The organism is Streptomyces sp. NPDC033131 (genome assembly GCF_055578365.1).
Map to the genome: position 1 here is coordinate 1 of NZ_JBVIPA010000065.1, position 14678 is coordinate 14678.

Genomic DNA, 14678 nt, shown 5'->3' on the forward strand with positions numbered 1-14678 from the left:
CGAGGAGACGACCAGCTGCTTGATGTTGAGGATCAGGTCGGTGACGTCCTCCTTGACGCCCGGCACGGTGGTGAACTCGTGCAGAACGCCGTCGACGCGGATGGACGTGACCGCCGCACCCGGGATCGAGGAGAGGAGCGTACGACGCAGGGAGTTGCCGAGGGTGTAGCCGAAGCCCGGCTCCAGCGGCTCGATCACGAACCGGGAACGGAACTCGTCGACGACCTCTTCGGTCAGGGACGGACGCTGAGCAATGAGCACGAGGTGTTGCCTCCAGTGGTTTGGCGACCGCTATGTGACGCCGTGGACACCATGAAGGGTACGGGGGGTACCGGCGACGTGGTCTCCGCCGAGCTCGAACCGCCCGTGGCGCCGCCCGGGTGAGGAGGTCCGGTGCCTCTCGTTTCCGCCCGTCACGCCCCCGGCCGAGGACGGCTCCAATAGGCGTGCGCGGCCACGACCGGGTGGTGTGGTGAAGGGGCCGGTGCCCGCCCTCCGGACGCCCTCTTGACGCCGGCCGGGGCGCGAACGACACTCCAAAGGGGAATCCTAGTGAACAGGTAGGGAAACATGGGGCGCCTTGGACCGGTCACCGCCGACGTGAGCCGTACGTCCGGGCAGTCACCCCTTCTGACCTCCCGCCGCCACATCGATCTGCTGCGCGTGTGCAGCGCGATCAGGCCCCTGGGCTGAGCCCGGCCTCCTCCACGCCCCGCCGGCGGCCGTCGCCGTCGCACACCGGGGAGGGCCGTCCTCTCACCGCCCGACGACGCTTCCGCCGCGCGTACGTCCACGCACCCACCCGGGGAGAACCATGTCCGTCACACCGCTTGTCACCGTCTCCTCCGCACAGCCCGCCCCGGCATTCCGGGGGAGGATCGGCAGGGACGCGCGCAGCGGGCACTACGCCGTGCCCCGCCGCTATCGCCTCCACCTGTCGCCCACGTGTCCCGACGGCCTCCGCATCGCCGTGACGCACAGCCTGCTCGGACTCGACGAGGTCTGCCCCGTGACGCTTCTGGGCGCGGTCCCCGACTGTCCCGACGGGGGACACTCCGCACTCCGCCCGCTGTACGAGGCGAGCGTGCACCGGTACACCGGTGCGGCCGCCGGGCCGGTGCTCAGCGACGACTGGTCGGGGCGGATCGTCAGCACCCACGCCCCCGACATCACCCGCGACCTGGCCCGGCACTTCGGGGGCGGCCGTTCGGCGCTGTACCCGTGCGGGGCGGAGTCGGAGATCGAGGCCGTGGAGCGGCTCTGCGCGCAGGGCGTCGAGCAGGCCGCGCAGGCGGCGGGGGCGGCGGGTCCGGACACCGGGGCGCGTGACGTGGCGCTCGACAGGCTGCTGGAGACGCTGGGTTCGCTCGAGCGCTGGCTCGTCGGACGCGAGTACGTGATCCGTGATCAGGTCACCGCAGCCGACGTCGAGTTGTGGGTCGCGCTGGTCCAACTCGACACCGTGCACCGCCACCACCTGGACGCCGCCGCGGTGCACCGCATCGTCGGCCATCCCGTCCTGTGGGCCTACGCCCGCCGCCTGGCCGCCCACCCGTCCTTCGGCATCCACCTCGACCTCGACGGCATCGCCCGCCGGCACCACGCCAACTGTCAGGGTCTGGAAGCCGCCGGAGCGGCCGTGCAGATCCTCGACTGGGCTGCCCACGCGGCTCGGGGGGCGTAGCGCGTTCCATCTGGCGGACCGGCGTTGACATTCGTTCGAGCGTTTGTCTTAACTGACTGCCAGAACGGTAATGAGCGTCAGCGACAAGCCCTGGCTTGCTGACCGGCAACCCTCGCACGCGGTGGGGTGCCCCAGGTGACGACCGGACCGGATGACATTCGGTAAGCGCGAGAGGCCTTCGGGCCGGAAGAGCAGGGTGACGGGCATGTACGCAGCTCCCAGGACGGCCACGCGCCGCTCCCAGAGCTGCGTTCCGCCGTACACGCACCGGCTCGTCGCCGACCGGGCCGTCGATCTGCTCCGCGTGAGCAGCGCACTGTGTACCGCACCGGGCCGTGCCCGCTGTCGGGGCTGACGTCCTTCCCCAGCCCCCGCGTTCCTGACGAAGCCCGCCCTCGCGGTGCGTCGTCGTCCGCCCAGCCCCCGGTCACCGTGCGTTCCCGTGTGCCACGTCCCGCCGCCGCGGAGCGGCCGCCGTAGCGGCACCACGTTCGCACTGTCCCGGGGGGTCCCGACCCCGCCCCGCCGGAGCCCTCCATGAGTGAACCCCCAGGCGCCGCCGTGTCCCTCGCCGAGGCACCACCGCCCGCCGACACACCGTCAAGGCCACTTTCCGCACAGCGAGTTCTGCCACTGCGGCGACCCGGACGCTGGATCGCCACCGCGATCGTCCTGGTCCTGGCAGCCCAGTTCGTGCACGGCCTGGTGTCCAACCCCTTCTACCAGTGGGACCGGTTCGGCTACTGGTTCCTGCGGCCGACCATCCTCGACGGGCTCCTCATCACCCTCGAAGTCGCCGCCTACAGCGCGGTGCTGGGCCTCCTCGGCGGCGTCCTGCTGGCCCTCGCCCGGCTCTCGCGCAGCCCGGTGCTCCGCGCCGTCAGCTGGACCTACATCTGGGCCCTGCGGTCGATCCCGCTGATCGTGGTGCTGCTGTTCCTCTACAACTTCAGCGCCCTGTACCGGACGCTCAGCGTGGGCGTCCCCTTCGGGCCGGCCTTCTTCACCTTCGACGAGTCGCGGCTCGCCACCGACATGGCCGTCGCCGTCATCGGACTCAGCCTCAACGAGGCGGCCTACGCGGCCGAGGTCGTCCGCGGCGGCATCCTCTCCGTCGACCAGGGCCAGCACGAGGCGGCCTCCGCGCTCGGCCTGCCCAAGGGCTACCAGTTCAGGAGGATCGTCTTCCCGCAGGCGCTGCGGTCCATCACGCCGAACTACGTCAACCAGCTCATCGGCCTCATCAAAGCCACCTCGCTGGTCTTCTACGTGTCGTTGCTCGACCTGTTCGGCACCGCGCAGACCATGGGCGCCACCTACCCCGGCGACATCGTGCCGCTCCTGCTGGTCGTCACCGTCTGGTACCTGATCCTCACCAGTGTCGTGTCCGTCATCCAGTTCTACGTCGAGCGGTACTACGCCCGGGGCGCCACGCGAACCCTGCCGCCGACGCCGTTGCAGAAGCTGCGGACCGGTCTCACCGACCTGCGGGACCGCATCCGCAGGGAGGCCGCCGTATGACCGCCGACACGATCGACCACGCCGCCGCCGTCGAGGTGCACGACGTGCACAAGTGGTACGGCACCCACCGGGTCCTGGACGGGGTCGACCTGACGGTGCGGCCCGGCGAGGTCACCGTGATCCTCGGCCCGTCCGGCTCCGGCAAGTCCACTCTGCTGCGAGTCGTCAACCACCTGGAGAAGCCGGAGATCGGCCACGTCAGCGTCAACGGCGAGCTGATCGGCGTACGCCGGCAGGGCGAGCGCCTGAAGGAGCTGAGCGAGCGGGCCATCCTGACCCAGCGCAGCCGCATCGGCTTCGTCTTCCAGAACTTCAACCTCTTCCCGCACCTCACCGTGCTGGACAACGTGGCCGCCGCCCCGGTGGCGACCGGGAAACTCGGCAAGGCCGAGGCACGGGCACTCGCCCGGGAACTGCTGGACCGGGTCGGTCTGGCCGACAAGGCCGCCGCCTACCCGCGGCAGTTGTCGGGCGGCCAGCAGCAGCGCGTGGCCATCGCACGCGCCCTGGCGCTGCGTCCCGGCGTCATCCTCTTCGACGAGCCGACCTCCGCGCTCGACCCCGAACTCGTCGGTGAGGTCCTCGCCGTCATCAAGGACCTGGCGAGGAGCGGCACCACCCTGATGATCGTCACCCACGAGATCGGCTTCGCCCGTGAGATCGCCGACCGGGTCGTCTTCATCGACGGAGGCCGGATCGTCGAACAGGGCCCGCCCTCCGAAGTCCTGGACAAGCCGCGCCACGAGCGGACCCGGGACTTCCTGAGCAAGGTGCTCTGACCCGGCCGCCGCCGGGAACCACCGCTTCCCCCACGCCACTTCCACCACCCTTCGGAATGACAAGGACAGCCATGCCCACCCAGATCTCCCGACGCGGCCTGCTACGAGGCATCACCGCGGCGACCGCCGTCACCGCCCTCGCCACCCAGCTCGCCGCCTGCGGGGGCGACAGCGACGCCGCCACCAGGACCGACGCCGCCGGCACGGTCACCGTCGGTCGGTTGTCCAACGGCGCCGCGAAGGAGACCACCCTGAAGGTCTCCGAGGTGAAGTCCATCAGCGCCGAACTGCCCGCCGCCCTGAAGAAGAGCGGCAAGCTGGTGATCGGATCCGGCACGCTGCCCTCCGGCAGCCCGCCGCTCGGCTTCGTGGGCGACGACCAGAAGACGATCACCGGCTCCGAACCCGACCTCGGACGGCTGGTGGCCGCCGTCTTCGGACTCCAGCCCGAGGTACGCCGGTCGACGTGGGAGAACCTGTTCATCGGCCTCGACAGCGGAAAGGTCGACGTGGCCATCTCCAACGTCACCGACACCGAGGAGCGCAAGCAGAAGTACGAGTTCGCGTCCTACCGCAAGGACGATCTCGCCTTCGAGGTGAGGAAGGACAACACCTGGAAGTTCGACGGCGACTACCAGAGCCTCGCCGGCAAGACGGTCTCCGTCGGCAACGGCACCAACCAGGAGAAGCTCCTCCTGGAGTGGAAGGCGAAGCTGGCCAAGGAGGGCAAGAAGCTCACCGTCAAGTACTTCCAGGAGAGCAACAGCATCTATCTGGCGCTGAACAGCGGCAAGATCGACGCCTACTTCGGCCCCAACCCGAACCTCGCCTACCACGCGGCGAAGACCGCCGGCACGCCCCAGGCCACCCGCATCGCGGGCCAGTTCTCCGGCGCCGGCGAGACACTCCAGGGCCTGATCGCCGCGACGGCGAAGAAGGACAGCGGCCTCGCCAAGCCACTCGCCGACGCCATCAACCACCTGATCGAGAACGGCCAGTACGCCAAGTGGCTCGCCGCCTGGAACCTCTCCAACGAGGCCGTCACCAAGTCCGAGGTCAACCCGCCCGGCCTCCCGCTGACCAACTCCTGATCGATCGTCACGCGGCCTGCGACACATGCCGATCACACCAAGAAGGGACACCGTCTCCGTGCCCCGTCCGACCGTCCTCCGCGGGGGCGCGGCCCTGTCCGCACCCGACGCCCCCGTCCTCGACAACGCCGTGTGGGCGTCGCTCGACGGCCCGCACGCCCACCTCGCCGAGCGCGTCGGCCGAGCCGCCCGCTACCCGGCCGACGTCTACGACTTCGCCGCCCTCGCCGACCCCGAGGACCCCGCCGCCTGGGCCGACCTGCACACGCTCGTCGGTGCCGGGACCGTCGTACGGATCAAACCGGTCGAGAAGGTGCCCGCCGCCTGGGAGGTGGTCGGCGGCGGGGTGGGTGTCCAGCTCGTCGACACCGCGCTGCGGGCCGAGCCCGCCCCCGAGGCGGTACCGCTCGGGCCCGACGACGTCCCCGAGATCCTGGACCTCGTCGCCCGCACCAGGCCGGGCCCGTTCCTGAAGCGGACGGTCGCGCTCGGCACCTACCTCGGCATCCGGGAGCGGGGGCGACTGATCGCCATGGCCGGCGAAAGGATTCGACCGCCCGGCTGGACGGAGATCAGCGCGGTCTGCACCGACCCGCGACACCGCGGCCGGGGCCTGGCCACCCGGCTGGTGCGCGCGGTCGCCGCGGGCATCCGCGAACGCGGCGACACCCCGTTCCTGCACGCCGCCGCGGACAACACCCCAGCCATCCGGCTGTACGAGTCGATCGGCTTCACCCTGCGCCGCCGCTCGCCCATCCTCCTGGTGCGCAGTCCAGGAACATCCCGCGAGGCCGGGGCGTTGTGACGCACGACGAGATCCGCGAGGCGCCCTCTCGCGCCCGGACGAAGGAGGTGACGGCCGTGACGCGCACACTCCACGCCGTCCATCTCCACTCCCGGCCCCACATCGATCTCCAGCGCGTGGCCGGCGCGCTCTGTTGCTCCTGACCCGTCGCCCAGCCGCCGTGCCCCCCTGTGTGCGGGCCGGTGATCTTGTACGGACCTCCAGGAAGGCACCCACCCGTGTCCCCATCTCCCTCTGTCCCCCTGCACCTTGCCGTCGCGCTGGACGGCACCGGCTGGCATCCGGTCTCCTGGCGCGAGCCGGCGGCCCGCCCCCGCGACCTGTTCACCGCCGGATACTGGGCCGACCTGGTCGCCGAGGCGGAACGTGGCCTGCTCGACTTCGTGACCATCGAGGACGGTCTCGGCCCGCAGTCCTCCCACTTCCTCGAACCGGACGAGCGCACCGACCAGGTCCGCGGCCGTCTGGACGCCGTCCTGATCGCGGCGCGCGTCGCCCCGCTGTCCCGGCACATCGGACTGGTCCCGACCGCGGTGGTCACCCACACGGAGCCGTTCCACCTCTCCAAGGCGATCGCCACCCTCGACTACGTGAGCGGTGGCCGCGCCGGAGTCAGGGTGCAGATCACCGCCCGCCCGAACGAGGCCGCGCACTTCGGCCGCCGCACCATCCCCCGCATCGAGGCCTACGACAGCCCGGACACCCGGGACCTGGTGGCCGACCTCTTCGACGAGGCCGCCGACCACGTGGAGGTCGTGCGCCGCCTCTGGGACAGCTGGGAGGACGACGCGGAGATCCGGGACGTCGCCACCGGCCGCTTCGTCGACCGCGACAAGCTCCACTACATCGACTTCGAGGGCAGGCACTTCAGCGTCAAGGGGCCCTCCATCACGCCCCGCCCGCCGCAGGGCCAGCCGCTGGTCAGTGCCCTCGCGCACGACACCGTCCCGTACCGGCTGGTGGCCCGCGCGGCCGACGTCGGCTTCGTCACCCCGCACGACACCGACCAGGCCCGTGCGATCGTCGCCGAGATCCGCGCCGAGCAGGAGACGGCCGGCCGCGCCGACGAGCCCCTGCACGTCTTCGGGGACCTGGTGGTCTTCCTCGACGACGACCCGGCCGAGGCAGCGGCCCGCCGGGACCGTCTCGACGCGTCGGCAGGGGAGCAGTACACCAGCGACGCCCGCATCTTCACCGGATCCCCCTCCCAACTCGCCGACCTGCTGCAGGAGCTGGCGTCGGCCGGTCTCACCGGCTTCCGGCTCCGCCCGGCAGTCCTCGGCCACGACCTCCCGGCGATCACCCGCGGTCTGGTCCCCGAACTCCAGCGTCGCGACGCCTTCCGCCGCGCCTACGAGGCCGACACCCTGCGCGGCCTGCTGGGCCTTGCCCGGCCCGCCAACCGCTACGCCGCCGCCTGAGCCGGAAGGACCCCAGACCATGAGCAAGCCCCTGAAGCAGATCCATCTGGCCGCCCATTTCCCCGGCGTCAACAACACCACCGTCTGGAGCGACCCCGAAGCCGGCAGCCACATCGAGTTCAGCTCCTTCGCCCACTTCGCGCGGACCGCCGAGCGCGCCAAGTTCGACTTCCTGTTCCTCGCCGAAGGACTCAGGCTGCGCGAACAGGGCGGAAAGATCTACGACCTGGACGTGGTCGGCCGCCCCGACACCTTCACCGTCCTCGCCGCGCTCGCCGCCGTCACCGAGCACCTGGGCCTGACCGGCACGATCAACTCCACCTTCAACGAGCCCTACGAGGTCGCCCGCCAGTTCGCCAGCCTCGACCACCTCTCCGGCGGCCGCTCCGCCTGGAACGTCGTCACCTCGTGGGACGCCTTCACCGGCGAGAACTTCCGCCGCGGCGGCTTCCTCCCGCAGGACGAGCGCTACTCCCGCGCCAAGGAGTTCCTGGCCACCGCGAACGAGCTCTTCGACTCCTGGCACGGCGACGAGATCCTCGCCGACCAGAGCACCGGCACCTTCCTGCGTGACGCCAAGGCCGGCTCCTTCGTCCACACCGGGCAACACTTCGACATCCACGGGCAGTTCAACGTGCCCCGCTCCCCGCAGGGCCGCCCGGTCGTCTTCCAGGCCGGCGACTCCGAGGAGGGCCGCGAGTTCGCCGCCGCCGGCGCCGACGCGATCTTCAGCCGGTACGCCACCCTCGACGCGGGCCGGGCCTTCTACACGGACGTCAAGAACCGCCTCGCCAAGTACGGCCGCCGGCCCGACCAACTCAAGATCCTGCCCGCCGCGAGCTTCGTCCTCGGCGACACCGACGCCGAGGCCGAGGAGACCGCCAAGGACGTCCGCCGCCGGCAGGTCAGCGGCGCCACCGCCCTCAAGCACCTGGAGTTCGTCTGGAACCGGGACCTGTCCTCGTACGACCCGGACGGCCCGCTCCCCGGCATCGACCCGGACCCCGGCGAGCACCACATCGCCCGCGGCCGGGCCCAGGTGCGCATGTACCGCGACCCGCTGGCCACCGCGCGCGAGTGGCGCGAGCTCGCCGCCGCCAACGACTGGTCGATCCGGGACCTGGTCATCGAGACCGGCAACCGCCAGAACTTCGTCGGCTCCCCGGCCACCGTGGCCAGGACCATCAACGACTTCGTCCAGTCCGACGCGGCCGACGGCTTCATCCTCGTCCCGCACACCACCCCGACCGGCCTCGACGCCTTCGCCGACCAGGTCGTCCCCCTGCTCCAGGAACAGGGCGTGTTCCGCACCGAGTACGAGGGCCCGACCCTGCGCGACCACCTCGGCCTCGCCCACCCGGACGCGACAGGGGGCGAGCAGCGCGTGGCGTCCTGAACACCGGCGGGGTCACTCCCCCCGGTCGAGCTGATGCTCGGGAGTGCCCACCGAGCGGCCGTACGCGATCGCTTCGGCGCGGCCCGCCCCGTCGCCGCGCCGGTGGCGGAAGATCTTCCCGGCGAAGACGACCACGCGCTCGTCGCCGACGGTGAAGTCGGCGTACCAGCCGTTCGCCGGCTCCAGCGCGGCGGCGAAGGCGTCCGCGAGAGCGGCGATGTCCTCGCCGTCGCTCTCCCCCTCGACGAATGGGTCGGGGGCACGTCACCCTCCCCCGAAGGTGACGTGCCCCCGACCGCTCCCCCGGCGCCGGACAGTGGCCCAGCATCGCCCGTGCGGCCCGCATGTGCTGTCACCAGCACATGACCGCTGTTTCCCCCGAACCCCAGCTGGAGTACAGGCGCACACGGACGAAGTAGCGGCGGCCCTTCACGAGACGGGCCTTGATCGTGGCGTTGCGCGCGGTGCCCCCGTCGTCCTCGCCGGCGAGGTAGCGGGGCTCGCCGTCCCGCTCCTCGAAGAGCACCACCACGGCGTCGCTGTCGCCGAAGGTGCCCACGGTGTACTCGCGGGTCTCCGGCGGCTCGACGGCGAAGTCGGCCTGTTCGCCCGGGCCGAGACCGAGCGGCACGGAACGGAAGGGCACCAGCGCGGGCGCCCGCCGGGCCTCGCCCGGCGGATACCAGCGCAGGACGTACTCCTTGTCGGCGGCGGAGAGCGTGCCGGGCGGGTCGAGACCCCCGCGGTACTGCTCCGGCTCCAGGATCAGACCCGCCTCGAAGGGATACTCCATGATCGACTGCGGGTCCCACACGGAGCCGTTCACCTCCCGCGGGTCCAGCTTGCGCAGGATGTTGAAGAACGTGCGGTCCCGGCTCCAGAAGTTCGGCGGGCCCGCCAGATCGGCGTAGACGGCCTCGTCGTCCCAGTGGATCCCGGCGAACGGGCTCTGGTGCTCGTGCAGCATGCCGAGCCCGTGACCGATCTCGTGCAGGGCCGTGCCGCGCTCCCCGGGCGCGGTCAGGTCCCAGCCGAAGTTCATGGTGCGTTCGTTCAGGCCGACCTGGAGCGCGTCCGTGCCGACGGTGGACCACGAGCCGTCGCCGAGCTGGAACCCGATCCGCAGTTCGGCCTCCGAGCGGTCGCCGACCTCGGCGAACGACACTCCGATACCGAGGTCGCGCCACTCCTGGAAGCACTCGCGTACGACGTCCTGCTGCTCCTTGCAGCCGGCCCACGGCACCCGCCCGGTCGCACCGGATCCCGGTACGGGAATGACGGATCCGTCGGTGTCGTCGTCGAAGAAGTAGTAGTGCAGCACGGTGTGGTTGGCCCACATCCGGCTGCCGGCGATGAGCGCACTGTGCCGCTCGGCGGCCAGTCCCGGCGCGAACGCCGGGGCGGGCTGCTGCGCGAGTGAGCAGTAGCGTGCGGTCATGGCGACCAGACTGCCGGGCACCGCCCCGGGGCGCCTGAGTCGCGGGCTACTCAAGTCCCCCTGTATCAGGCGTGAGTATGGCGGCTCTTGTTGCCGTGACGATTTTCGAACGGGACGCGACGACGCTGGAGCTGCCCTGGCCGTTCACCGGCCGGGAGGACGAACTCGAACTGGTCCGCCGGGCCCTGTCCGTCGCCCGCCAGGGCATCGTGGTGACCGGGCCGACGGGCAGCGGCAAGACGCGCCTCGCCACGGAGGCCGTGCGCGGCACCGACTGCGCCAGGGTCGCCGGGACGCCCGAGACCCGGCGGATCCCCTTCGCCGCGTTCGCGCACCTGCTCCCCGAGCCCGTCTCCCTGCACGGTGCCGTGCAACTCCTTTCCGACACCCGGGTGTTGCTGGTCGACGACGCCCACCTGCTCGACGACGCCTCGGCCGCCCTGGTCCACCAGCTGGCCGTGCACGGACGCACCCGCCTCCTGGTCGTCGCCACCGAGGGCGCCCCGGTGCCCGGCGCGATCTCGCGGCTGTGGACCGGGGAGCTGCTGCCGCGCCTCGCCCTGGAACCCCTGTCCCGTCAGGAGACGGCCCACCTGCTCGCGGCGGGCGCCGGTGACGGCCTCGAGCCGCTCACCGTCAACCGCCTGCACCGCCTGTGCCAGGGCGACCTGCGGCTGCTGCGCGACCTGGTGGGTGCCGTGCGCGAGCTGCTCGCTCCCCTCCCGGGGACCGACGGCGCCCGGGCCTGGCGCGGCCCGGTGCCGATCACGGCGACCGTCCGCGAACGCACCACACACCTCCTCGACCGCACGGGCCCCGCGGAGCGCGAAACACTCGAACGGCTGGCCTTCGCCGAACCCCTCCCGCTCACCATCGACGACCTCGACCTGCGCACCCTCGAACACCTGGAGGCCGACGGCCTGGTCCACGTCGACGACCACGGTGGCGCCCGCCTCGCCCACCCCCTGCACGGCCCGGTACTGCGCGCCGCGGCCGGACGGCTGCGCTCCCGACGGCTGGCCCGCACGCCGGACAGCTGCACGGCCGCGCTGACCGCCGAGTCGGCCGCGCTGACCAGGCGGATCGAGCGGGCGGACGTACGGGTGATCGCGGCACCGGTGGGGGAGTGGCTGCTGGACGAGGGCGCTGTGGTGCCCGCCGGATACGCGGCCGTCCGGGCGCGGTTCTCGCGGCTGCGGGGAGAACTGCGCGAGGCGGCGGCCTGGGCGGGGGAGGGCCTGAGGGGGACTCCCGGGGACCGGACATGCCGCGTGGAACTCGCCCTGGCCGCCGCCCAGTCGGGCGAGACGGCCCTCGAGACCGTCGTCGGTGTGGCGACGGTCCGGCAGGCGGCCGCCCGCGGTGACCTGGACACCGTGGCGGCGGCCACGGACGATCCGTACGACGCCGTCCGTCTCGGCGTGCCCGAGACCGCCGCCGGCAGGTTGACCGGCGTGTTCGCCGCCCACGCCGAAGCGCTCGCCCGCGGCGACGGACCGGCCCTGGACCGGGCTGCCGTACGGCTGGAGGAGCGGGGCTTCCTGCTGTTCGCCGCCGAGGCGCACGCCCAGGCCGTCCGGGCGCACCGCGACCCGCGGGCCGCCCGCACCTCACGTACCCGCGCCGTAGCGCTGGCCCGCCGCTGCCAGGGCGCCCGCACCCCCGCGCTGTCCGGGCTGGTCCTCGGCGAACTCACCGCACGCCAGCGGCAGATCGTCACGCTCGCGGCGGCCGGCCTGAGCAACCGGCAGATCGCGGAGAAACTCACCCTGTCCGTCCGCACGGTCGGAAATCACCTCTACAGCGCGTACGCCCGCCTCGGCGCGAGCGACCGCGGCGCGCTGCCGTGGCTCGTCGAACCGCCGGAGGCACAACCGGCCTGAGCCGCCCACCGGACCGGCGGTCTGACCTCCGTGATCGGGGGTGGGGTCAGGCCGCCACACACCGCCACGGGGCGCGCCGCGGGTCAGGCCGCCCCGAACGCCGAGAACGCCCACCCCGTCGCCTGGTGGGTCGCGTCGCCCGGCAGCGCGGCGCGGGCGTCACGCAGTGCCTCGGCCAGCGACAGGCCGGCGTCGAGCCCCTTGTGCAGGGCGAGCATCAGGGGCACCACCGCGGCGTCGTTGACGGGCGCGCTGCACGCCACCACCCCCGCCGTGCCCAGCGGCAACAGCGCGGTGACCAGTCCGAGCAGTTCGTCGGCGCCGACGGACGCGAACCGGGCGGTGTCGCAGCAGGACAGGATGATCCGGTACGGGCTGCGGTCCAGACGTTCGAAGTCATGGACGATCAGCGGGCCGTCGGCCATCCCCAGCGACGAGAACAGGGGGCTGTCCGCGCGGAACGTGCCGTGTGCGGCGATGTGCGCCAGCGCCGACCCGTCGAGCTCCTCCAACACCCGGGGGACACACGCGTCCTCGTCCTCCAGCACGGTCGATCCGCCGTACCGGCCGGCCAGTTCGGGCACCTCCGCGCCCCCGGTCGCCAGGCCGGGGCCCCGCACCAGCACCTGCCGTCCGCCCGGCGGCGGCGCCGTCTCCAGGGCGCGCAGCCAGCTGCTCGCCGACGGCGACACGCTGAACACCCGCTCCCGCAGGGAGGGCAGCAGCGCCCACGGCACCCGGTGCAGCCGCCCCGGCGGCACCACCACGAGCGGTCCGCCGCCCAGATGCGCCGCCGCCGGACCGAACAGCAGCTCCTCCAGCCGGCGTCCCGCGGCCTCCACCACCGGAAGCCGCGCCTGCGCCCCCGGATGGGCCAACCGCCGCAACCCGGCCTGCACATGCTCCGCCTCGGTCTCCGCCTCGGCCAGCAACCCGGCCTCGAACCGCCGCACCCGCCCCCGCCCGCACAGCAGCACCTGCACCCGACCGTCGAGCACCGCCAACTCCACCAGCCGGACGTCGTCCCCCAGGCGTTCCAGCAGCCGGGCGGGGGCGAACCGGTCGCCGTCGCCGGGCGCCTCCCCGCGAATGTGCAGGGTCCGGGAGCGGATCTCCCGCTCCAGCCGCCGCTGGTCGCGCTCCAGCACCGGCACCGGACGGCCCTCCATCCGGGCGGCCTCGGCGCGGGCGGCGATCTCCCGGAACGCGGTGAGCCCGCTGAGCAGGGCGGGGTCGGCCGGGGGCCGGGTCGGCGGTGCCGACAGGACGGTGGCACGCCAGCGCTCGCTCCACACCAGCAGCCGCCGCGGGCCGCCCGAGTCGAGACTGGCCCGCTGGGCCAGCGCGGCGAGTTCCGCGCCCTGCGCCGTGGCCCGGGCCCGCAGCTCCGAGGCGCCGAGCGTCATCCGGTGATCGTCCAGCACGTCGAGACCGCGTCGGCAGGCCTCCAGGACACCCCGGCCGGAACCGGCGGCCCTGGCCCGCAGCGCCTGCGCCGCCCAGCCCGTCATCCGGGCCAGCGGCGGCCCGCTGTGCCGGCTGCGGGCGGCGACCGTCAAATGCCGTTCGGCGTCCGCCGTCCAGCCCAGGGCGAGGGCGATCCGCCCGGCCAGCAGTGAGGCCTCGGGCGCGGCAGGCGCGCCGAAGGAGGCCAGTCGGTCGGCCACCGCGGCGGCGTCCGCGACCATCCGCCCCGAGCGCCGCCCGGAGGCGACCCGCGCCTCGATCAGCACCAGCCGGGCGTGCGTCTCCCACCAGGTGCGCCGCTGCCCCGCGAACAGCCGTACGGCCATGTCCGCGCGCGCGATCGCCGTGTGCGGATCACCCGCCAGCCGGGCGGCCCGGGCGGCGGCCAGCAGCAGCTCCGCCTTGCGCGTGGACTGCCCGCCGATGGAGTCGAGGACGGCGATCGCCGCGTCCGCCTCGCCCAGCGCCTCAGGGGCGAGCCCGGCGGCCATCAGGACCTCGCAGCGGCGGATGTTGAGCATGAACGTCGGCGTGCCGAGCTTGGCGTACCGTTCCTCGGCCTCGTCGAGCAGCCGCAGCGCCACCGGGATGTCCCCCGACCGGTAGGCGGCAAGACCCCGGCTCTCCACCGCGTCCGCCTTGTCGTGCTCCTGGCCGGTGGTGTCCCACAGCGCCTCGGCGGCGGTGAAGTCGGCGTCGGCGCGGTCCACCGCGCCGAGCGCCAGATGAACGGTCGCGCGCAGCGTCAGCGCGCGCGCCGTCCAGATGACGTCGTCCGCCTGCCGCAGCACGGGAACCGACCGGCGTACGTCGTCCAGCGCCTGCCGGTGATGCCCCAGCACCCACGAGGCGTAGGCCCGCCGGAACAGCACCCGCGCGCGGGTGTGCCCGCTGCTCACCTCGACACCGCGCTCCAGCGCCTTCAGGCCCTCCCGGGTGCGGCCCGCGTGCACCAGCGCCACACCGAGGGCGGCCAGGACGTCCGCCTCCCGGTCGGCCGACTCCGCGCGCGCCGCCAGATCGCGGGCGCGACGCAGGTGCTGCAACGCGATCCTGAGATCCCCCCAGTCCCGCTGCCAGATGCCGATCACCTGGTGGGCGACGGAGGCACACCACGGAGACGGATCGGAGTCGAGCACCGCCTCTGCCCGCGCCAGCGCCTCGTTCGGTGCGGCGAACACCATCGGCAGCAG

13 protein-coding genes, 1 pseudogene and 1 riboswitch are annotated in these 14678 nt (G+C 72.8%); of the genes and pseudogenes, 10 read left to right on the forward strand and 4 right to left on the reverse strand.

Annotated features, from left to right (window positions below):
* Positions 1–261: pseudogene (locus ACZ5XS_RS42335) on the reverse strand (DNA-directed RNA polymerase subunit alpha); the annotation flags it as partial.
* 309 nt (positions 262–570) lie between these two features.
* Between ACZ5XS_RS42335 and ACZ5XS_RS42340 the strand changes: the two are divergent.
* The 9 genes from ACZ5XS_RS42340 (at position 571) to ACZ5XS_RS42380 (ending at position 8697) form a co-directional block, all read left to right on the forward strand.
* Positions 571–693 carry a putative leader peptide gene (locus tag ACZ5XS_RS42340; RefSeq protein ID WP_468660678.1) on the forward strand — a complete coding sequence of 41 codons (123 nt, stop codon included), beginning with the start codon at positions 571–573 and terminating at the stop codon, positions 691–693.
* Between the two features lie 121 nt (positions 694–814).
* Positions 815–1684, forward strand: coding sequence for a glutathione S-transferase C-terminal domain-containing protein (locus tag ACZ5XS_RS42345; protein WP_468660680.1), 870 nt, complete (start codon positions 815–817; stop codon positions 1682–1684).
* A 66-nt stretch (positions 1685–1750) separates the two neighbouring features.
* Positions 1751–1858, forward strand: a riboswitch (SAM riboswitch).
* Between the two features lie 363 nt (positions 1859–2221).
* Complete coding sequence (locus ACZ5XS_RS42350) at positions 2222–3205, forward strand: amino acid ABC transporter permease (RefSeq protein ID WP_468660682.1); 984 nt, start codon at positions 2222–2224, stop codon at positions 3203–3205.
* Positions 3202–3984, forward strand: coding sequence for an amino acid ABC transporter ATP-binding protein (locus ACZ5XS_RS42355; protein WP_468660684.1), 783 nt, complete (start codon positions 3202–3204; stop codon positions 3982–3984). The genes ACZ5XS_RS42350 and ACZ5XS_RS42355 overlap by 4 nt, the downstream gene beginning before the upstream one ends.
* 71 nt (positions 3985–4055) lie before the next feature.
* Positions 4056–5075, forward strand: coding sequence for an ABC transporter substrate-binding protein (locus tag ACZ5XS_RS42360; protein WP_468660686.1), 1020 nt, complete (start codon positions 4056–4058; stop codon positions 5073–5075).
* Between the two features lie 58 nt (positions 5076–5133).
* A complete protein-coding gene (locus ACZ5XS_RS42365; RefSeq protein ID WP_468660688.1) occupies positions 5134–5880 on the forward strand; it encodes a GNAT family N-acetyltransferase in 747 nt (248 codons plus the stop codon).
* 56 nt (positions 5881–5936) lie between these two features.
* Positions 5937–6023 (forward strand): putative leader peptide, encoded by an 87-nt coding sequence (locus tag ACZ5XS_RS42370; protein ID WP_374200129.1) that lies wholly within the window; start codon positions 5937–5939, stop codon positions 6021–6023.
* Between the two features lie 75 nt (positions 6024–6098).
* Entirely contained in the window at positions 6099–7301 is a 1203-nt protein-coding gene (locus ACZ5XS_RS42375; protein WP_468660689.1) for an LLM class flavin-dependent oxidoreductase, read from the forward strand.
* A 19-nt stretch (positions 7302–7320) separates the two neighbouring features.
* A complete protein-coding gene (locus tag ACZ5XS_RS42380) occupies positions 7321–8697 on the forward strand; it encodes an NtaA/DmoA family FMN-dependent monooxygenase (protein ID WP_468660691.1) in 1377 nt (458 codons plus the stop codon).
* A 12-nt stretch (positions 8698–8709) separates the two neighbouring features.
* Here ACZ5XS_RS42380 and ACZ5XS_RS42385 read toward each other — a convergent pair whose 3' ends face one another.
* Entirely contained in the window at positions 8710–8832 is a 123-nt protein-coding gene (locus tag ACZ5XS_RS42385; protein ID WP_468660693.1) for a hypothetical protein, read from the reverse strand.
* A gap of 217 nt (positions 8833–9049) precedes the next feature.
* On the reverse strand, positions 9050–10135 hold the full coding sequence (absR1, locus tag ACZ5XS_RS42390; RefSeq protein WP_468660695.1) for a beta-glucuronidase AbsR1: 1086 nt from the start codon (positions 10133–10135) through the stop codon (positions 9050–9052).
* A gap of 77 nt (positions 10136–10212) precedes the next feature.
* On the opposite strand from absR1, the gene ACZ5XS_RS42395 reads away from it, so the two are divergent.
* Positions 10213–12018 (forward strand): LuxR family transcriptional regulator AbsR2, encoded by a 1806-nt coding sequence (locus ACZ5XS_RS42395; protein ID WP_468660697.1) that lies wholly within the window; start codon positions 10213–10215, stop codon positions 12016–12018.
* Between the two features lie 83 nt (positions 12019–12101).
* Here ACZ5XS_RS42395 and ACZ5XS_RS42400 read toward each other — a convergent pair whose 3' ends face one another.
* On the reverse strand, positions 12102–14669 hold the full coding sequence (locus ACZ5XS_RS42400; protein ID WP_468660725.1) for a CHAT domain-containing protein: 2568 nt from the start codon (positions 14667–14669) through the stop codon (positions 12102–12104).
* Positions 14670–14678: the final 9 nt, after the last annotated feature.